Here is a 17,705-nt window from a genome sequence, read left to right as displayed (position 1 = left end):
ATGCAAGCAGCGTCCGGCCACCCTCGCGGGGTGCGTATTTACGGGCTCGCGCCCGATGGTCGCGCCTTCCTTCCTCTCCGCGCTCTGCTTTCGGCCCGCTGGCCTACTCGGTCTGGCAGTAAGGGAATCCGGGGCGGGGGCGAACCCAGGTGTTCGTCGCCGAATTGTAGTTGGCATTGCCGTTGTTGTTGACGTAGCACACGTTGGACGAGGAGCCACCCATGACGGAACGCAGCCACCAATTGTACCGATATACAAGGCGTGACCGCCGCCCATTATAACGAACGCAGGCGCTCTAGCTCGGCCTCGGTCTCGGCTATGCGCTCGTCGGTCGTCTTCTTGCCGGTGACGCGTACGTTCTTGCGCGCGCCCTTGAGCAGCTTGATCTCCTCATCGACCATGTTGGCCAGCGCCTCGAAGCGGTTGGCGTTCACGGGCAGGCCTATATCCATGAGGCACTGCATGTCCAGCATCAGCTGCTCGCAGTCTGCTATGGCAAGCGTCAGGTAACGCTTGCGCTCTAGCGCGTTGAACGAGGTGTTGGGGTAGAAGCAGTCGGCGCGGTTGACGTTGTACACGATGCTGCGCGCCGTCTCCACGGTCGGCACCGCGTTCAGCAGACGGTAGGCCTTCGGAACCACGGAGGACGAGGCCATCAGCTTGTTGACCTCGACGCGGATGGCGATGGCCTGCGTGAAGAACTTGTACTCGGAAACGGTTCGGTTTCGCTGGTAGACGCCGCTCATGGCACCTCCCGGAAATAGTGGCGAAAAAAACGGCCCGCTGCGCGGGCAGGGATGCGACCGCGCAAGGCGGTCGCATCATAAGTCAAAGTATAGAGCACTCGGCTGGCTAGCCGACGAGGAAGCCGGGGCGGGGGCGAACCCAGGTGTACGTCGCCGAACGGTAATAGTAGCCGGCATCGCCGCTGTCGAAGACGCAGCACACGTTGGACGAGGAGCCACCCATGACGGAACGCAGCCACCAACCGCACCGAGTTTCGTTCAAGCGGTGCGCGGTATCGCGGAACAGGTCGAACTGGCAGTCGAAGCCCACGCTGTAGCCCTTGGTACCCCACACCGGGCAGCCGTACACCTCCATTTCGGAGGGCGACCACACCTTGCCGATGTCCTGCCAGCTCCAGTTGTTGGAGTCGGTAAGCGCACCGCTGGCGCTGTAACGCTCCTCCAGGAGCACGCGCTGGGTGAGCAGGTACTTGGTCAGCCCCTCGGGCAGGCACGCCTCGAACAGCTTCTCCCACGCCTTGAGGTTGCTGTTCAGGTACGGGTTCTTCACGTCTGCGGTGCCCTGGTTGGTGTTCGCGGTGTTCCACATCAGGTAGCTGTCGTTGGCCACGCCGGTGACGGTCTTGGCCACGGCGACGGGCGCGGACGCGATGAACGCGATGTGGTGGCCCTTGGCGCTGTCGCCGCACTGGTAGTACGGGTCGAAGTGCGCAAGCAGGAAGCGCACGGACTGCTGGCCCGTGATGGCCGATGCGCTCACGAGCGGCACGTCGATGTAGTCGCCCACGCGCATGCCGCTGAAGTTCGCGGCCTGCACGCGCTTGTGCAGCGCGTCGTAGATGGTGGCGGAGCCTGAGACCTCGCCCGCGAGAAGCGTTGCGAGCGACTGGCCCGGGTACTTTCCGATCAGGCCCTGTCGGTTGTACTCGGCGTTGTTGAGCGCCGTGGTGGCGTTGGTGCGGGCGGTGTCGTCTATCATCTCGTAGTTGGTGCCGCCCACTGTGAGGATCTTAGCTTGAGCCATTTCGTTTCCTTCTTAAATCAATGTGATGGTGTTGCCGCTTGCGGAGCATGTTGAGCCGAACGTTACGGTCGTCCCGCTCGCCGATGCCTTTGAAGCCGGGCAGTAGACTGTTCCGCCCATGTATATGAACTGACCCGTCGAGTTCGCCAAAAGCGTTGCGAGCTTCGCGTTCTGGGCACGCAGCTCCGCGACGTCCGAGCTTCCTGCGCTGCCTTGCGCCACGGAGTTGGCGATCTGCAACGCCTGGTTTGCCGCCGCGTCAGCACGCGATGCCGCGCCGTTCGCCGCCGAGGTCGCGTTGCTCGATGCCTGTTGGTCGGCGATATGCTCGTCATGGCGCTGGCTTTCGGCCTTTTTGCGTTCGATCTCGGCGTTCGATCGGCTCGTCTCGTTGTTCTGGCGGGTGGTTTCGGCATTCTTTCGCGCAGTTTCGTTGTCTTGACGTGTTGCCTCGGCGTTCTTGCGCGACGTCTCGTTGTTCTTGCGGGTTGTCTCGTTGTTGCCGCGCTCGGTCTCAGCCGTTTTCCGAGCGTTCTCGTTGGACACACGCGTCTTCTCTGCCGCTTCGGCGCTTTCAGCCGCGGTGTTGCAGTTCGCCGCTGCCGTCTTGGCCTCTTCGGCGGCCTCCATCGATAGCGTCGACTCGATGCGGAAGATCGAGCCGTCGGTGGTTCTGGCGCGGTCGATGTTGCCCGCATCGTTGAGCAGCAGCGCCGCGCCTTTATTGGTATCTGCCATCGCACCTCCTTTACTTAGCTAGCACGCCGATCACGATGGCGTGCGGGCCGATTGCCTGGATGATGCATCGGTCGCCTGCCTTGGCTCCCGAGCATGAGGTGGTGTACGGGAGCTTCAGGGATGCCCCCTTCACCGATACGGCCATGGTGGCTCCGGATACGGAATTCACCGTTCCGTAGCACGCCTGCTGGCCGGGAGGATCGTTGGCGGTCGCATCGGCCATCGCGGCGCCGTATCGGCGCATGGCCAACATGAGTTCATCGCTCATACCTCTTCACCTCCATCTCGATTGGGCATCCTCCCACGAGCGTGAGAGTCGCAGTCCTCACCGCGAACTTGCCGCTGATGCCGGCGCTTGCCCAATCAACCATCACGGCATCGCCGCACGCGATAGGCGCGTACGTCCTCTTTACCGTGACCCTGTGGATGGCGCTCTGCTGCGTTCGCAGCATCTCGCTCGCCTTGGAGTCTGCGTTCTTCTGCCTCTCTGCATCGGTGGAGCCTTCGGGCAGGTCGCTGTAGCTGTACGTGGCGGTTTTTCGCCACCCGCGCGAAACGGTCGAGTATGGGCTGTCGGGGTCTGAGTCGATGGCCGTTCCACGGTAGAAGGCATCCTGCGTCTCGTAGTCGCAGTGCACGACGTTCGCCACGCCAGAGCGGTCAAGCTCGTCCACGACTTCGTTGATGAAGCGTGCGCCCGCGCCCTCTCGAAGGGTCATGGAAACGGGCCTGTCCTGCGGCTCCCTATATTTGCGAAGTACGGGCCTTCCGTAGGCGTCCTCGTCGACGGCGCGGAAGCCCGCCACGTCGAGCAGCGCGTTGCACGCCGCCAGGCGCTTCGACAGCCTCATGTCACCCGAATCGATTCCGAGCGTCCAATCCTGCGCTAGCTTGTAGTCGGAGCCGTCGGCGATCACGTCAGCGAAGCCAGCCGCCTTGAGCAGCTTTACGACGTAGGGGACAACCACGGTTCCAGCCGCCACCGTGAATGGGGCATCGAATTCGTCCTCCGCCACCTCCGACAGCCTGCCCGACAGGCCTGCCGTGCCGGTTGAGTTGACGCCGCGCCTAGTCCTTTTCGGCGCTGAGACAACGAAAGTCCCCAGCGCCTCACTGGCTGACGCGCCACCGAAGTCGGCATCGAGGTACACCCGCAGCAGGTCTGCCCCGATATCGAGCGCCCCGGAGTAATCGACCTGCCCTGTGGTGTAGTCCTTGTCCTGGTTGCGCTCAATGCACCCGCCGTTCTTTATGTTCGTGATTCTCTCGACCTCGTTGCCGCTTGCGCGGTCTACGCGCATGAAGCGGAACGAGGTGAGGAACGGTTTTCCCCAATCAGCCATTTATCGGCTCCTCGAAGACGTTGTGCGTGACGTTGGCCGAACCCTTCCAGATGCCTGCACCCTTCACAGACATGTCGAAGTCCATGGGGCCGTATGCGCGTTCGCCCGCATGTCCGCGCCACCATCCCCTCCACTGCTCGTCCATAATCCGTATGTACCTGTCGTGGCCGTCGCGCTTCATCTCCCATGAGAGCGAGGTCTTTTTGTTCAGCTCGTCGAGCATGTACGAAATGGGCAGGTCGCCGTTCTCGCCGCCATCGGCGAAGTGGTATGTCTCCACGGATCGCTGAGAGCTTGTCGAGTAGTCGCCGTTGTAGTCGAGCACGAGCACGGTCGATGCATCCTGGCCGAAGTTAAGCGCCATCCCGTGCGCGAACACGTTGGCATCGGTCACGGTCTGCGACGAGGTGCCGTTGTCGGCGTACCCAGTGACCTTGTACTCGTAGTCGGTGTTTAGCGGCGGCACGCGGTCAATCGTCTCTTGAGAGTCGAGCACGCCGGATGCTATGACGGCATCGCCGCCGTACGCCACGCGCTCCACCGTGAAGGCGGAGCAGCGGGAGGCGTTGCCGAGCACCAGCGCGTCACCATCGACTGTGATCGTGCCTAGCATGGAAAGCTCATTGCTCACCTCGTCGGCCGTCATGGGGCCTACGAGCGTGGTCTGCTCGATCTCGTATGACGAGAGGCCGTTACGCACCTTCACGTGGCACGCCAGCGCATCGTCGTACGACAGTGACACGTCTGGGATGGCCGGTTCCGCCCAGTGCGTCTTGAAGCGGCGCATGGCCGTCTTGGACAGGCCGGAGCCGCCCTTGACCGTGAGCGTGAGCAGATAGTCGATGCCGTTGCGTATGGTGGCGTAGCTGCCGAAACTCACGGGCTTCAGGTTCGTGACGTCTGCCGTGGCGACCGTCGCGCCGCCGACCTCTGCGAGCGTGAGCGTCGCCTGCGCGATGCCAGTTTCGTCGGTTGCGGCGACTTGCACCGTGAGCGGCACCGCATCGACAAGCATGCCGTCGGTAGCGGGGGAGGCGACCCAGCACTGCGGGTAGTCGGCGACCGTTATCGCCGCATAGCCAGACCAAGCGCCCCAATCGGCGTGCAGTCCCTTCGTGCGAACGCGGGCTTTCCAACTTCCCTTCGTGAGTGTGACCGATGCGCTTTTCTCGGTCGTGTACGACTTCGTTATCGTCTCGCTGCCGACGAGCTCAAGCTGCGCGGCGAACTGCGCCGAGCCGTCGGGGTGGTTGGGCACCCACGAGACGGATGCCGCCGACCCCGTTGGCACAACATGGTCGGCGGTGACCTTCGGTGCGAGAGGCGGCGTGATCGTGGTCACGGAATTCGATTCGACCCACGAAGACGTTAGGCTACCGCGCTTGGCCCTGACGCGGTAGACGATCGTGCCGGCAGGCGCGGAGGTGTCGTGCAGGTCTACCCATGCGGGGTCTTCGCCCTCGGTGGTGGTCGAGACCGCCGCCCACGTCTTCCCGTCGTCGCCTGATCGCTGAACATCCCATGCGCTGGCGTACCACCACGCCCCGTAGACGCGCAGCGTCACCTCGGACGCGCCGGCCTTGACGGCATCGATGTGCGAAGGTGCCGACGGAGTTGTGTACGTGGTTCCGCACGAGACGTGTGTGGAGTTGCCGCCAGGGCCGTGGGCGCAAAGGCGGTACTCGTACTTGTGGCCTGCGGTCGTCGAGTTGTCGGTGTAGTTGGTCACGTCCCACGAGACGTCGGCGATGTTCACCCATGAGCCGTCGTCGGTGCGGCGGTCTACGTACACGCCAGCCCAGGGGTACGCGCCGTCCATGCCCGTGTAGTCGACGTCCCACGCAATCTTGTGGGATGTGTCGGAAACGCGGGCCAGCTTCGGGTTCTTGGGAGGATGCGGTTGCGAGTATCCGCGCTGGGGAATCCAAGCGTACTCTGTTGCCCAGGCGTCTCCGCCGGCGCTGCCGTAGTAGTTGTTGTATGTCTTGCCGTAGACGTGGATCTGCACGGAGCAGTTCCAGCCGCTGGCCCCGCGCCCGACGTCCACGGTGAAGGTCACGGCGTCGCGCGTGGCCCAATTCCCGTAGTTGTTGAGCAGCACGTCGCGCGACCTGTAGGTGATGCCGTTCACGATCACGTCGTAGTGCGTGCCGTACTGTGCCGCATACTTGTCGTCGAGCGCGGCGGTGATTGTTATGCGCGAGGTGGTGTCGTTGACCGTGCTCACGCCGTCAACGGAGATATAGCCGCAATACCAGCGGTTGCGCCCCGCGATCTGAATCTCCCTTGTATAGGTTCCCATTGGCTACCTTCCCGACCCTGCGGACCGCTTGGCTGCGGAGACCAGAACGTCAACCGCCTGCATGATCCGCTGGTCTGCGTTTAAGCTTTCCCCGTTGACCGTGACGTTGTAGGTCGTGCCGGCAGCGCCTGCCCCGGCAACGGCAACCGACGGAGCGACCGTGATGCCCGAGCCGATAAGCGAGCTTGCGGAGGCTAGCGCCGACGTGATGGCGGAGCTGACCGCCCCAGTGCCGCTGCCGATGCCCTCGGCCCATCCCTCCATGAGCGCCTTGCCCGAGTAGGTTGTATAGCCGTGGCCGCTGAATGGGCCGCGCTTTGCGGGCGAGAACGGGAAGAACGAGCGGATCTGCGAGACGGCGCCGGACACGGCGGAGAGGGCGCCGCCGATTGCGTTCTGGATGCCCTGCGTGAAGCCGTTGATCAACGCGCGACCGGAATCGACGAGCCACGACCCAGCGCCTGTGAAGAAGCCCATTACCTGGCTGGGGATGCTGGAAATGGTGTTCATGAGGCTCCCGATATGGCCAGACACAGCGCCGACAAGCGCCGAGAAGGCACCCGTCACTGCCGCGTACACCTGCTGCGCCGCGTTCGCCGTCGTCGACACCATGGTCGAGAAGTACCCGGCAATCGAGGACACGAGGCCTGATACAAACGCGAGTGCAGAAGACACCATCGAGCCTATGAACGACACCACCGCGCTCACGCCGCCTGAGACGGCGGCGACCACGGTAGCTATCCCGCCGCCGACAACGGATACGATCGAGCCGATGAACGTGGTAACAGCAGTCACGAGGCCGCTCACGACCGACATGACGAGGCCAATGACCGAGGCTACGACGGATGCGGCGTTTACCACGACCGAGATCACCTGGCTTGCCACCGTTATCACGACAGACACGATTGAACCAACTACAGACAGCACGGTCTGGATTACCGGTATGAGCATCTGAACCACGGAGAGAACTATCTGCATGCCGCTAGCCAATATCGGCAGCACGGCGTTGGCGAGGTTTGCGAGCGCCGTGCCGATAGACGTGATTGCCGGCATGAGCGCAGCGCCTACCTGCGACACGAGCGGGCTTACCGCAGCGAAAAGCTGCATGGCGACGCCGATGACCTGCGAAATGATCGGGACGATCATCGCGAAGGCGTTGTGCAGCACGGGCAGGATGGCCTGGCCGACGTTCAGCAGTGTCGAGCCAAGCTGCTCTATAACAGGCCGCACAGCGCTGAACGCGCCGACTGCGCCAGATGCGAATGACGCGATGGCGGGCAGCATCTGCGATGCGAAGTACGTCACGAGCGGCGACACCGCCGAGATGATCGTCGTCACGGCTCCGCTAATAGTCGAGACGATGGTGTCCCAGATGCCCGGTATCTGCTCGCCAAGCTTCCCGAAAGCGGACTTGCACGTGCCTACGACGGATGCCGCAGCGTCGGCAATCGCCTGGAACGCCCCCGTTATCTGGGAAGCGTCGACTGTCGGCAGCTGTATGCCAAGCTCAGCCAAGGCCCCTACGGCGATGTTCCAAGCGGTCGCAAGCGCTTCCGAGATCACTGGGCCAAGGACTGGGCCAAGGCCAGACAGCACAACCGGGAACGCCTCGACGATTCCCTTGCCGATCTGCGCAACTCTAGGGGCCACGTTCGTGGCTACCGCGCCGATCGACTCAAGCAGCTGCTGCGTGAGCTGCGAGAAGTCAACGTCGTCGCGCCCGAGTCCGGTGACGAAGTTCTCCCACGCGGCCTTCGCCATGCCGATGGAGCCGCTGATCGTGGTAGCGGCCTCCTTGGCGGTGGTGCCGGTGATGCCCATGTTCTCCTGCACGGTATGGATGGCCTCGACCACATCGGCATAGCTGTCGATCGTGAGGTCGGCGTTCTTGCCCTGCTCCTGGCGCAGCTTGTTGGCGTCTGCGATCAGGCGCTTCATCTCGGCCTGCGTGCCGCCGTAGCCGAGTTTCAAATTGTCCAACATCGTGTAGTTCTGCTTCGCAAAGCCTTGGTAGGCGTTCTGCACGTCCGCCATGTCGGAACCCATCTTGTTCACGTTGTCCGACATGTCGCCCATCGCCATGTTGGCGTAGTCAGCCGCCTTGGCCACGTCTCCGCTGCACGACGAGACGAGCGAAGCCGCGAAGCTCGTGGCCTGCGTCATGTACTGGTTGGCGGACATCCCGCAGGTCTTGTACGCCTCTGCGGCATAACCTTGCAGCGTCTGCGACGCGGAGCCGAACAGGGTGTCGACGCCGCCCACCAGCTGCTCGTAGTCGGCATATGCGGAAAGGGCCGCGCCGCCAATCGCGGTCACGGCCCCGGTGAGCGCTGCGAACCCGGCTAGCGCCGCAGTGGCGACGCCCTTGGCTACGGTTCCAAGCCCGGTCAGGATGCCCGAGGACTTCTTGGCCCCGCCGTCGATGCCGACGGTCATGGAGTCGCCGAAGGCCTTGCCTGCGGCGTTGCCCTGGCTGCCGAACTCCTTGCCGATCTTGCTCGCGAAGCCGTCCATCGACGGCATCAAGGACACATAGGCCGACCCGACACTAGTCGCCATCTTCCCCTCCTATCCCCAGGATCTTGTCTATCTCTTCCTTGGCTTCCAGCGCGTTCGCGCGGTGACGCTCAAGCTCTGCGAGCTGCGCCGGCGTCTTGATTGGCTCGGGAGGCTCCGTGCTCCTGTCCTTCTTGTCGGCCATGCCCCAGGCGATGCACCGAAGCTGGTGCTCGATACGCCAGAGCATGTAGTCGGCCGTGCTCCACCTGAGTTGCGGGTACTGCGCCTTGGCGAGGCGCGAGTTGTCGGGGAGGTGCTGCCAGAGGAGCGCCATCCGATCGAGGTCTTCGGGCGCTCCATCCAATGGCAGGGCTATGCCGTAGAACTGCTGGAAGTCTGCTATCGCTTCGCCGCGCCTGTTCTCGAGGTCGCTGGCGAAGCCTATTAGTTTTTTGTCTTTGCCGCCTCGAAGGCCGCGTCGCACAGGCGGCGCATGTCGTATGACGTTCCGCCGAGGGCTTCGATATACTCCTCGTCTCGACCCATGAAGATGCGCTCCATGGCGTCCATCATCCCCGCCGGGTCGGTTTCGCTTCGGGCGAATTGCTTCACGGTTTTGTAAGACTTCAGCTCGTCGAGGTTTGCGGCGAACTCGCCGTCAACGCCGTCGACGGTAAAGGTGATCTCGGTCATTCTCTTTCCCCCTAGGCGTTGTTGGTCTCGGTTGACTCGATGTAGTCGTAACAGGTGTTGCCGTTGCTATCGACCAGGTACTTGAACGTGATTTGGCGCCCAGCAATCTCGCTCACGGCGAGCTTGATGTCATCAAGCTCAGAGGACTTGGCGGCGGGCACGACCTTGCGCCAGCGGCGACCGTTCTTGAGCACGAGTTCGAGCACGATCGACCACGCCTCGTCCTTGTTGCCGTTGTGCTCTACAGTGATAACGCCGTCGAGGTCGGTCACGTTGTCGGCGCCGTACATGACCTTGAGGGTCTGTGCCTTAATCTCTGCGAGCGTGAGCTTCGCGGACTCCACGCGCGAAGTCGTGGCGGAGTCCATGAGGTCGCCGTTCATGTCCTTCAGCTCGTTGGCGTCGGTCTCCTCGGACTCGGTGTATCCATCCTCGGAGATGAAGCCGAGGTTGAGGAAGGCTTCGGCGAGATTGGTCTTAATGTCGGTGGGGAGGGTGGTGCCTGTCGGGGCCACGAAGATGTATCCGCCCTTCACGCCCTTGGTGGACGAGACGTTCTTGGTCTCGTTTTTCTTGAAAAGTGCCATGTCGGCTCCTATTCGCAAATGGTTACGTTTACGTTGGTCTGGTATCGGCGCTGGCGGCTGTCTGGGTCGTCCCAGCGGTACGTGTCTCCGCACGTGGCCTCGAACACGCACTCCTCGTCCATGAGACTCGGCACTGCGTGCTCCACGGCTTCGGCGATCTCTGCGGCGCGTCTGCGGGTCTTCGCCCATGACTGCGCCACGAGCTGCACACGGTTGATGCAGCCGCTGCGGCTAGATCCGGTCTGCGACACCGATATGAACTCGCTGGGCCTGTCGGCTGGCACGTCGAGCACGGTCTTGATGCCGGTCTCGTCCATGAGCCGCTGCGCCACCATGCGCTCCGCGTCCATCACTCACCGCCTCCGAACATGGATCTGAGGCGGTTGTGCTTGCGCTCGCTCGCATGGGCGTGCGGAGTCGCCGTAGCAACCACGAAGCCGTTTGCGAGCTTGCCCTTGAACTTGCGGACTATGTAGCCGGCACCCTCGCCGGGGTGCCGGGAGAAGGACGAGTTGCACGATGCCGCTGCGGCGTCTGCCTTCTTCTTGAGAAGCGCCTGCACCGCGCCTGAGTTCATAACCTCGGCATAGCCGCCGCGCTTCCAGCCCTTCCACTCGAACTTCACCTTGCACTTAGCCATCGGTGCGCCCCACTTCCACGGTGAGGTTCCAATCTCCGGGGGTGTTTGCCGGGTCGTAGCGCTGCGGGTCGCCTATGACGCGGTACTCGGCGCCTCGAACGTTTACGCGGCACCCCTTGAGCGATGCGGTAAAGCTCTTGGGGAAACACAGCGTGTAGGCGACCTCAACGCCGTCGGGGCGCGATGCGTCGAGCTCCGACGTGGCCCCCGGGCACACGACCACGCCCTCTATGGCGGTGTCCACGCTGCCGCGCTCGATAGGCTCGCCGAGCGAATCGAACTCGACCACGGGTGTTGCGACCGTCACCGATTCGGTGCTTATGAGTCCCATTCAGCATCACTCCCAACCGGTTGGAGCGCCCCGATGCGCTGGTCGAGCAGCCCGAGGCGCTTCAGCTCTGTCTTTCCTAGGTACATCTCGCCGAGGGCAGACCCGTACGACACGCTGGCCGTGTAGCCGCCTGCGCCCTGGCTGTACTGCATGGCACCCGCCAGAGCTGCTGGCGCAGACAAGACCCTGTTGACCACGAGGCAGCACACCGCTGCGGCAGACCGGTCGAAGGCGGCTACCTTGCCACGCTCGTAGTCGCCCACGTTTGATTCGTAGGCGCTCATGAGCAGGTCTGACGCGTCTGAGAGCAGGGTCGCGGCGCGTGCCTCGTCGGCCGGGTCGCCGTACCTCGCCCTGTAGTCTTCGATGCTCGCTAGCGGCTCCATGCGCCTACTCCTCGCTGGCAGGCTCTTCGGCCTTGCCGGAGTCAACCGGCTTCGCGGCATTCTCGCCGGCCTTCTGCTCGGACGCCTCGGAGGTCGCGGCCATCATGCCCGCGTCGACGAGGCACTTGACCACCTTGGCGATGGTCGGGTTCGCACCAGGGTTTGCGGCCTGTTTGGAGATGCCGACAGGCTCGCCGTCGGCGGTCACGAAGCAGACGTGCTGCGGGAGGATCGGGGATGCCTTGGATGCGTCCTCGACGATGAACTTCTGCACAAGGTTCGCCATGGTTACCGCCCCCTAGGCCGTCTTCAGGATGGCGAAGGCCTTGGGGTCGAGAACCGCGTAGGCAAGGACTGCCTCGGTGCGGTACGCGACCTGGTTGTATCCCTTCAGGTCCTGACCAGTGTTGTCGGGGTCGCCGTACTCGATGATCTCGGAGGTCATGTCGCGCACCATGCCCCACTTGATGGTGGAGAAGTCGCCCATGATGCCCGCCACCTTCGGGTCGGCCTTGCAGCGGCGACCGTTGACGGTGCCGGAGGTCGCGGCGGGGATGCCGTCGATGTTGCCGACGTTGAGGGACAGCGGGATCTCCGGGTAGAGGCGCTGGCCGGTGGCGGGAATGCGCAGCTTGCGGAGGTCTGCGGCGAACTTGCGGGAGAGCGCGAAGCCGTTGATGTCGTAGTCGATAAGCGCATCGGCCAGCGCGTCGATGTCGTCGACCGCGGATGCCGAGGCGGTTACGGCGTTGGCCCCTGCGGTGAGCGCGGTGTAGCCATCGAGCGCGGTGCCCGTCTTGGGGGACACGGCGTGGTAGACCACGTAGTCGAGCGCTCGACCGATCGCGGCGGTCTGGTCGGCGATGATGTTGGTCACGATCTCAAGCTGATTGTCCTCGTCGGCCCAGCGCAGCTCGTCGGAGACGCGTGTGGTCGTGACCACCTTCACGCGCTTTGCGACGATCGGCGTGGTGGAGACCTCGGAACCGCTCTTCTTCGCGCCCTCCGCAACTACCTCAGCCTCGGTTGTCGGGTTGAACACGATGTAGGTGGTGTCGGAGAACGTCTGCGGGGTGCTGGGGGACAGCGCCGCGATGGTGGAGGTGTCCTTCGCCTTGTTGATGATGGAGGTCACTACCTTGTGCGGGAGCTTGACCTTGCTGGTGTCGTTAGCCATTTCGGCTCCTTACTTGTCTCTAGTTGTTACCGAGGAGCTGGCGCGTGAAGTCGCGCAGCTCCGATTTGTCGCCGTCGCCTGGCTTCGGGAAGCTTCCCGGCTTCTCGACCTTGGGCGCGGGCGGCTTCTTGAACGCGGCGAGCATGTCGTCTGCCCACTTGGACATGCTTTCCTCGTCGTCGCCGACGATCAGGCTCGCCGGCACGCCCTTCTCCTGCGCGACCTTGGCCGCGATCTTCGACCGCTTCTCTTCCTTCTCCTTGTCGTCGAGCCTCTTCTTGAGGTCGGCGATCTGGTCTTCGGCTGTCTTGTTCGCGTTGTTGGCCTCCTCAAGCGCCACTGCTGCGGTTCTGTTGGCCTTTGCCTTCTTCTCCCACTCGCGCGAGTGCTTCTTCTCGGCCTCGTACAGCGCCTTGTAGTCGACGGGCGGCTCCTGGTTGGCGCCATCTCCGCCTTCTGCTCCTGGTGCTTGTGTGGGTTCGTTTGCCTCTGCCATGTCGCGTCCTTTCCCGTGCCGTGCGGCACGCCTGAGCTGCCGTGCGGCTGCTCAACGGTTCGTTAGTTGGGCCGTGCGGCCCGTCCGCGACAGTTTCTTATGAGCGTGAGATTCGGCATGAAAAGGGCCACCCGTAGGTGGCCCTTGCCTATTTGCACTGGTATAATCTGTTGATGGAACGGCATGCTGCCCTCTACTTTTGAGGTTTTCGGTGCCGTTCCTTTTTATTTGACAGCTATGTACCTGCCATCCTTTAGCAGCAGGCGCACATGCGCGACCTTTGGGTACTTAGGCGCGAGATCCTTTGCCGCTGATATTAGTGCATTGTCGTCTATTCGCTCGGATACGGAGTTGTCAACGACCATGCACTTGACGCCCTCCTTTCCAGCCGTGCTGTCAAGGTAGTTCTTCATTGCGCCCCATGCGTTTCCAGACGTTCCGATTGTCTTGATTTCGATTCCGTTTTTTAGGTCTGAAAGCCCGACTTTGCGCTTTCTCCCATCTTCCTGAACCCATCTGTAATCTTGGATGAACGTCGGGGCAACGCCGTGATGCGCCAGCCTCTTCGCTGTTCCTATTTCCGCTTTGGTAGCCCGCTTCTCCACCCCTTTGCTGACAAATCCGATTTTTGGTTCCGTGCCAGTTGCGTACCATTTTGGGTCTCTGGTCTCGATCTCCTCGACCATGCGCTTGTTCACGTACTTGTCGAACGCCTTCCTGGCTTTTCCGCCATGCTCCTTGATGTACGCCTCGCGCTCGGCATCGGGCAAGGCATCCCAATCTGAGCGTATGCCGTTGCGCCCGCCGAGCGTGTCCATGCACTCGTTGAACCTGTCATACATACCGTCTGGGTCGTATCCCTTGACCTTCGGCCCCTTGCCGAAGCTCGGCACGACGCGGCAGTCGCACTTGGGGTGTGAGTGGCTCGCAGCCTCCTTCGTCTTGTAGTTGAAGCCGAACGAGGAGAGCATGAGGCAGAAGCCGCACGTCTCGCCAGACGGCACGCGTGCGTACCTCGGCTTCGCCGGGTCTTTGGAGGCGTTGTGCGCCACGCACATGTTCGCGGCCTTGCGGATCTCTGCATCGAGGCGACGAACGCACGCGGCCACGAATAGGTCGGTGGCTTCCTGTTTCACCACGCTTACCATGAACGCCTTCACCGAGCCGTACGTCGCCTGGGGGTCGCGCAGCGACTCGGCGACGGCGGCGTACTTCCCGGGCGCGTCCTGCGCCTTGCGCACGGCGTCGTAGAACTCGGCGGCGCGGCCAGCCGCAACGGTGTCTGCATAGTAGCCGCAAGCCGTCTCGATCACCTCGTAGGTTGCCTCTCTCAGCGCCGCTATGTCGCCGTTCCCGCTCGCCTCCCAGTCGGCCACCAAGCGGGTGAGCGCGTCGCTGGCTTGGCGCTGCGCCCTTCCAGATAGCGTGTTGATTTCGTCCGTAAGCTCGTTAAGCAGGCTGCGAGGTATCTCCGCCATCCTCGCCCTCCTTCGGCTCGAACAGCGAGGCCACGGCGGCGTTCGCCTGCGCCTTCTTGTTGTCGCTGTTGATGCGCTGGATCTGCTCGTCTGTGTAGTCGAGCATTTCGAGCATCACGTCGGAGTTGGCGAGTTTCGGCAGGCCCTGCACCTGCTTCAGCGCGGCATCGGACAGGCTCACGATCGACGGGTAGGCCGGGGACATGAAGCGCGGGTTGAGGTTGTAGCCGGCATCGCGCTCGGTCTCGTAGTCCGTGCCGTTCGCCACGGCGAGCGCCATGTAGGCCACGTTGCGCAAGGCGTTGCCATTCTCGCGGTTGAGGTTCTTGGCGTCAATCACGAGCGGTTCGAGCGATGCTGCGATAGCATCCGAGGAGGATGGGTTGTCATTGCTCACGCCAAAGAAAGACACCGGAACGTTGGTGACCGCCGACATTTGGCATGCTAGCTGGCGCAGGTACTCGGTGAGCGGCGCCATCTGCAACTGGGCCGACTGCCACACGGTCGGCGAGTCTCCGTCAATGTCTTTGGTGATCTCGTTGACCGCGCCCATCGACGCGTCGTACTTGTTCTGCCCGTTGATCATCTTCTTGTAGGTGCCGAGCAGCCAAGTCTGCGGCAGCGTCGCGGACTCAGACGCCACCTCCATGCGGGCACGTTGGCGTATGGCGTCGTCTGTGATGCTCATGACCGAACGACTGATGCGCGAGGAGCCGAACGGTCGCTCGAGCGTGGCATCGTATGGCATGGGCTCCATGAGACAGCGACCCATGCCGTGCTCCATGTAGTCGGCCACCCAGTGGCCGCTGCCGCGCGTAAGCACCACCAGCGCGTCCTCCGTGAGCAGGTGCACGACGGTCGGCACGCGCTCGGTGTCGCCTGGCATCTTCTTCGACTCGGCCACAACGAGACCGGCCTTGATGCGCTTCTGCGCGTCGTCCCAGATCGCCGCCGCTGCGGTTGCCGGGTACGCTGAGATGATGGGCTTGCCGCCGCCGTCCGTGACAGTCCAGAAGCCGCAGCAGTGCTTCAGCTCACCGATAAGGTTCTTGCGGTAGAGCGCTTCGAGCTGGTTGTCGGCGCATATGTCGCGCAGCTGCATGGTAACGGCCTCGTCGTCGGCAGTGAAGCCGTTGAACACCGAGCGATCTGCCAGGGCGTGCACCGCTTTCTTGGGCCAATCAACGCGCGGGTTGATCTTCTTGGCGAGGGCTTTCGGCATGGCGATGCCCAGGTCTTTGACGCCGATGTGTCCGAGGTAATAGTCCTCCCGCAACATGTTGCGGGATCGGTGGGTGCGCCACGTGTCCATAAGCTCGCGCACGAGCGCCTTGTCCTCGTGTCGCAGGCCTTCCGCCGCCGCGACCTGTCCGGCCAGTTCCATGTTCACTGCTGCCATCAGAAGCTTGCCTCCTGTTTACGTCTCGGGTCTCTCTTGGTTGTCCTCGCCGCCCATAGGGCCAGCGATGCGCTCTCGATCGGCGCTGATGAAGAGTCGGGGCCGTCACCGAAGCCCCAGCCGTCGCGCCCTACGTCGCGCTTGATCGACTTCGTTGCGGAATCGTCCAACGCGGGCGACTCGATGTGGCTCGTCGTCCTGGCATTAACCTCGTCGGCCAGCATCGTCGCAGCAGCCTGAACGATCGCGGTGCTGCCCATGACGATCGCCGACTTCGGCATCCTGCCGTCAAGAAGCCGCTGCTTCAGCGCGTCCGCTCCGCTCTTTCCGTCGATGCAGACGCACGCGATCTCCTCGCGGTTGCGTAGCAGCATGTCGGATATGCCGACAGTGCCGCCCTCAGCGCCCATGAGGTCGTAAAGCTCGACGTAGGAGCCGGCACCGCGCTCCGCCTTCGCCCAGGACACGGCAACGCGCGACCCGTCGGGCGAGAACTTCACGCCGAACGCGAGCTTGCCTCCCTGCATCGGCCCCGCCACCTCGCACGCCTTCCACTTGGCGCTCGAAAGCGCGTATGAGTCGGCTCCGCCGATTGGGCTCCACCAGCCAAGGCGCTCACGCGCGAAGACGTCGGGCTGCATCTGCTCGGACTCGCCGCGTACGGCCTCTATGTCGAGGATCGTGCCGAGAGACGGGTTGTACTCGAACCATCGCGACTCGTCGTGCACGTCGCCGATCTCTGTAGCGCCCCACTCGATCCATCCCATCTCAGACCTGCCGTTGTGAACGTCCTCGTGGAGGTCGCGGAACACCGTGCCCACGTTGTCGGGGGCTGGCGGCGTGCCCAGGTAGATCGTCTGCGGGTTGTGCTTCGACCCTGCCGATATGGCGGGCAGCGAAGCCGCCTGCTGCTTGTCAGTAAGCTCCTGCGCCTCGTCGTAGATAAGCACGTCGTAGGTCTTGCCTCGCGCCAGCGAGTCGGTGCGCGTGGTGAAGCGGATAAGACCGCCGTTCTTGAGTTTGATGGCCTGCTGGCCGTTGGTCTTGCGCACGGCGAGCAGCAGGTCGTTAAGCTCAGGCTCGTCCTCGTCCTCGAATGGCCTTGAAAGCTCCTGGAACATCTGGTCTGAGGTGTCGCCGTGCTGGCATGTGTACAGAATCTTCTCGCCGTTGAGGGCGCCATGGAAGCAGCGGGCGCGAACGTCCCAGCTCTTGCCATTTTGTCGCGGGATGGATATGCCGATCGAGCGCAGCAGGTACTTGTCGCGTCCGTCGCGGGCGAGCATGGCATCGAGCAGGTGTGGCTGCCACGGCAGCGGGTCGCCGAAGTACGCGGATGCCAGTTCTGCCGCCATGGGGCCGTCTCCGTCGAGCCTTTCTGGGATGTTCGCCTCGTATGTCGGGGTCTGCCTCGCCTGCATCACGCGCCTGCCGCCTTGGCACGCGTCTCGCGGTCGTCGAACATGAGCGTGAGCAGCTTGCCGTGGGAGCTCGCGGGTCGCGCCTGCTGCACCGTGACGTTGCGGGCCGACTTGGACAGGCCGAGCTGGTCTGACAGCGCCCTGATTTCGGTGCTGGCCTCCTTCAGTACGGTCAGCGCCGGATTCTTGCGCATCATCTTGAGCCGCTTGCCGCCCTTGCCCCTGATCGGCTTGTATGCGGTGGCGTCGAGTATTTCGATCTCGTTGTTACCGAGGGCCATGGCCTCGCGTGCCTGGTTCGCCACGGCGTGCCAGTAGCAGAGCAGCGCCAGCGTCGGCGCATCCTCCTGCGCGAACGTGCGCCTCGCGGTCAGCTGCTCCCAGATGGCGGCTTGCACGGGGTCGCTAGCCACTTCCTGCGGCATCTCGATGTTCTCGGCCATGA

Annotated in this window: 21 protein-coding genes and 1 pseudogene; all 22 read right to left on the bottom strand. The window is 63.1% G+C overall.

The features are described 5' to 3' along the window. Positions 1–103: 103 nt before the first annotated feature. Positions 104–241: pseudogene (locus tag RDW26_RS02060) on the bottom strand (DUF6273 domain-containing protein); the annotation flags it as partial. A gap of 34 nt (positions 242–275) precedes the next feature. After that, complete coding sequence (locus RDW26_RS02055; protein WP_307982316.1) at positions 276–746, bottom strand: hypothetical protein; 471 nt, start codon at positions 744–746, stop codon at positions 276–278. A gap of 106 nt (positions 747–852) precedes the next feature. Beyond that, complete coding sequence (locus tag RDW26_RS02050; protein WP_307982315.1) at positions 853–1,770, bottom strand: DUF6273 domain-containing protein; 918 nt, start codon at positions 1,768–1,770, stop codon at positions 853–855. A gap of 12 nt (positions 1,771–1,782) precedes the next feature. Next, positions 1,783–2,508 carry a hypothetical protein gene (locus RDW26_RS02045; RefSeq protein ID WP_307982314.1) on the bottom strand — a complete coding sequence of 242 codons (726 nt, stop codon included), beginning with the start codon at positions 2,506–2,508 and terminating at the stop codon, positions 1,783–1,785. 10 nt (positions 2,509–2,518) lie between these two features. After that, on the bottom strand, positions 2,519–2,776 hold the full coding sequence (locus tag RDW26_RS02040) for a hypothetical protein (RefSeq protein ID WP_307982313.1): 258 nt from the start codon (positions 2,774–2,776) through the stop codon (positions 2,519–2,521). After that, positions 2,766–3,851, bottom strand: coding sequence for a hypothetical protein (locus RDW26_RS02035; protein WP_307982312.1), 1,086 nt, complete (start codon positions 3,849–3,851; stop codon positions 2,766–2,768). The genes RDW26_RS02040 and RDW26_RS02035 overlap by 11 nt, the downstream gene beginning before the upstream one ends. Next, positions 3,844–6,153: a fibronectin type III domain-containing protein gene (locus RDW26_RS02030; RefSeq protein ID WP_307982311.1), complete on the bottom strand. Its 2,310-nt coding sequence runs from the start codon at positions 6,151–6,153 to the stop codon at positions 3,844–3,846. The genes RDW26_RS02035 and RDW26_RS02030 overlap by 8 nt, the downstream gene beginning before the upstream one ends. Positions 6,154–6,156: 3 nt before the next feature. Then, positions 6,157–8,712, bottom strand: a complete 2,556-nt coding sequence (locus RDW26_RS02025; RefSeq protein ID WP_307982310.1) for a hypothetical protein — start codon at positions 8,710–8,712, stop codon at positions 6,157–6,159. Next, positions 8,702–8,986, bottom strand: coding sequence for a hypothetical protein (locus tag RDW26_RS02020; RefSeq protein ID WP_307982309.1), 285 nt, complete (start codon positions 8,984–8,986; stop codon positions 8,702–8,704). The genes RDW26_RS02025 and RDW26_RS02020 overlap by 11 nt, the downstream gene beginning before the upstream one ends. 110 nt (positions 8,987–9,096) lie before the next feature. Continuing rightward, positions 9,097–9,345, bottom strand: a complete 249-nt coding sequence (locus RDW26_RS02015; protein ID WP_307982308.1) for a hypothetical protein — start codon at positions 9,343–9,345, stop codon at positions 9,097–9,099. A gap of 11 nt (positions 9,346–9,356) precedes the next feature. Then, the gene (locus tag RDW26_RS02010) at positions 9,357–9,932 is read right to left on the bottom strand and encodes a hypothetical protein (RefSeq protein WP_307982307.1); all 576 of its coding nucleotides are present in this window, start codon (positions 9,930–9,932) and stop codon (positions 9,357–9,359) included. Positions 9,933–9,940: 8 nt separating this feature from the next. Further along, the gene (locus tag RDW26_RS02005) at positions 9,941–10,282 is read right to left on the bottom strand and encodes a hypothetical protein (protein ID WP_307982306.1); all 342 of its coding nucleotides are present in this window, start codon (positions 10,280–10,282) and stop codon (positions 9,941–9,943) included. Continuing rightward, positions 10,282–10,572 (bottom strand): hypothetical protein, encoded by a 291-nt coding sequence (locus tag RDW26_RS02000; protein ID WP_307982305.1) that lies wholly within the window; start codon positions 10,570–10,572, stop codon positions 10,282–10,284. The genes RDW26_RS02005 and RDW26_RS02000 overlap by 1 nt, the downstream gene beginning before the upstream one ends. After that, a complete protein-coding gene (locus RDW26_RS01995; RefSeq protein ID WP_307982304.1) occupies positions 10,565–10,903 on the bottom strand; it encodes a hypothetical protein in 339 nt (112 codons plus the stop codon). The genes RDW26_RS02000 and RDW26_RS01995 overlap by 8 nt, the downstream gene beginning before the upstream one ends. Then, positions 10,891–11,289, bottom strand: a complete 399-nt coding sequence (locus RDW26_RS01990) for a Gp19/Gp15/Gp42 family protein (protein WP_307982303.1) — start codon at positions 11,287–11,289, stop codon at positions 10,891–10,893. The genes RDW26_RS01995 and RDW26_RS01990 overlap by 13 nt, the downstream gene beginning before the upstream one ends. A gap of 4 nt (positions 11,290–11,293) precedes the next feature. After that, entirely contained in the window at positions 11,294–11,575 is a 282-nt protein-coding gene (locus tag RDW26_RS01985) for a hypothetical protein (protein WP_302854215.1), read from the bottom strand. Between the two features lie 12 nt (positions 11,576–11,587). Next, positions 11,588–12,466 (bottom strand): phage major capsid protein, encoded by an 879-nt coding sequence (locus RDW26_RS01980; RefSeq protein ID WP_307982302.1) that lies wholly within the window; start codon positions 12,464–12,466, stop codon positions 11,588–11,590. 19 nt (positions 12,467–12,485) lie between these two features. Then, positions 12,486–12,962, bottom strand: a complete 477-nt coding sequence (locus tag RDW26_RS01975) for a hypothetical protein (protein WP_307982301.1) — start codon at positions 12,960–12,962, stop codon at positions 12,486–12,488. Between the two features lie 224 nt (positions 12,963–13,186). After that, positions 13,187–14,440 (bottom strand): hypothetical protein, encoded by a 1,254-nt coding sequence (locus RDW26_RS01970; RefSeq protein ID WP_307982300.1) that lies wholly within the window; start codon positions 14,438–14,440, stop codon positions 13,187–13,189. Beyond that, positions 14,412–15,839: a phage portal protein gene (locus tag RDW26_RS01965; RefSeq protein ID WP_307982299.1), complete on the bottom strand. Its 1,428-nt coding sequence runs from the start codon at positions 15,837–15,839 to the stop codon at positions 14,412–14,414. The genes RDW26_RS01970 and RDW26_RS01965 overlap by 29 nt, the downstream gene beginning before the upstream one ends. Further along, positions 15,839–17,260: a hypothetical protein gene (locus RDW26_RS01960; RefSeq protein WP_307982298.1), complete on the bottom strand. Its 1,422-nt coding sequence runs from the start codon at positions 17,258–17,260 to the stop codon at positions 15,839–15,841. Before RDW26_RS01960 ends, RDW26_RS01965 begins: the two co-directional genes overlap by 1 nt. Beyond that, positions 17,260–17,703, bottom strand: coding sequence for a P27 family phage terminase small subunit (locus RDW26_RS01955; RefSeq protein WP_307982297.1), 444 nt, complete (start codon positions 17,701–17,703; stop codon positions 17,260–17,262). The genes RDW26_RS01960 and RDW26_RS01955 overlap by 1 nt, the downstream gene beginning before the upstream one ends. Between the last annotated feature and the right edge of the window lie 2 nt (positions 17,704–17,705).

Source organism: uncultured Senegalimassilia sp. (genome assembly GCF_902464545.1).
Lineage (GTDB): Bacteria > Actinomycetota > Coriobacteriia > Coriobacteriales > Eggerthellaceae > Senegalimassilia.
This window is presented reverse-complemented; position numbering and strand designations above follow the sequence as displayed.

Coding starts and splice junctions, on each gene's coding strand:
- RDW26_RS02055 (WP_307982316.1), bottom strand. CDS start 746: ATGAGCGGCGTCTACCAGCGAAACCGAACCGTTTCCGAGTACAAGTTC.
- RDW26_RS02050 (WP_307982315.1), bottom strand. CDS start 1,770: ATGGCTCAAGCTAAGATCCTCACAGTGGGCGGCACCAACTACGAGATG.
- RDW26_RS02045 (WP_307982314.1), bottom strand. CDS start 2,508: ATGGCAGATACCAATAAAGGCGCGGCGCTGCTGCTCAACGATGCGGGC.
- RDW26_RS02040 (WP_307982313.1), bottom strand. CDS start 2,776: ATGAGCGATGAACTCATGTTGGCCATGCGCCGATACGGCGCCGCGATG.
- RDW26_RS02035 (WP_307982312.1), bottom strand. CDS start 3,851: ATGGCTGATTGGGGAAAACCGTTCCTCACCTCGTTCCGCTTCATGCGC.
- RDW26_RS02030 (WP_307982311.1), bottom strand. CDS start 6,153: ATGGGAACCTATACAAGGGAGATTCAGATCGCGGGGCGCAACCGCTGG.
- RDW26_RS02025 (WP_307982310.1), bottom strand. CDS start 8,712: ATGGCGACTAGTGTCGGGTCGGCCTATGTGTCCTTGATGCCGTCGATG.
- RDW26_RS02020 (WP_307982309.1), bottom strand. CDS start 8,986: ATGGCGCTCCTCTGGCAGCACCTCCCCGACAACTCGCGCCTCGCCAAG.
- RDW26_RS02015 (WP_307982308.1), bottom strand. CDS start 9,345: ATGACCGAGATCACCTTTACCGTCGACGGCGTTGACGGCGAGTTCGCC.
- RDW26_RS02010 (WP_307982307.1), bottom strand. CDS start 9,932: ATGGCACTTTTCAAGAAAAACGAGACCAAGAACGTCTCGTCCACCAAG.
- RDW26_RS02005 (WP_307982306.1), bottom strand. CDS start 10,282: ATGGACGCGGAGCGCATGGTGGCGCAGCGGCTCATGGACGAGACCGGC.
- RDW26_RS02000 (WP_307982305.1), bottom strand. CDS start 10,572: ATGGCTAAGTGCAAGGTGAAGTTCGAGTGGAAGGGCTGGAAGCGCGGC.
- RDW26_RS01995 (WP_307982304.1), bottom strand. CDS start 10,903: ATGGGACTCATAAGCACCGAATCGGTGACGGTCGCAACACCCGTGGTC.
- RDW26_RS01990 (WP_307982303.1), bottom strand. CDS start 11,289: ATGGAGCCGCTAGCGAGCATCGAAGACTACAGGGCGAGGTACGGCGAC.
- RDW26_RS01985 (WP_302854215.1), bottom strand. CDS start 11,575: ATGGCGAACCTTGTGCAGAAGTTCATCGTCGAGGACGCATCCAAGGCA.
- RDW26_RS01980 (WP_307982302.1), bottom strand. CDS start 12,466: ATGGCTAACGACACCAGCAAGGTCAAGCTCCCGCACAAGGTAGTGACC.
- RDW26_RS01975 (WP_307982301.1), bottom strand. CDS start 12,962: ATGGCAGAGGCAAACGAACCCACACAAGCACCAGGAGCAGAAGGCGGA.
- RDW26_RS01970 (WP_307982300.1), bottom strand. CDS start 14,440: ATGGCGGAGATACCTCGCAGCCTGCTTAACGAGCTTACGGACGAAATC.
- RDW26_RS01965 (WP_307982299.1), bottom strand. CDS start 15,839: ATGGCAGCAGTGAACATGGAACTGGCCGGACAGGTCGCGGCGGCGGAA.
- RDW26_RS01960 (WP_307982298.1), bottom strand. CDS start 17,260: ATGCAGGCGAGGCAGACCCCGACATACGAGGCGAACATCCCAGAAAGG.
- RDW26_RS01955 (WP_307982297.1), bottom strand. CDS start 17,703: ATGGCCGAGAACATCGAGATGCCGCAGGAAGTGGCTAGCGACCCCGTG.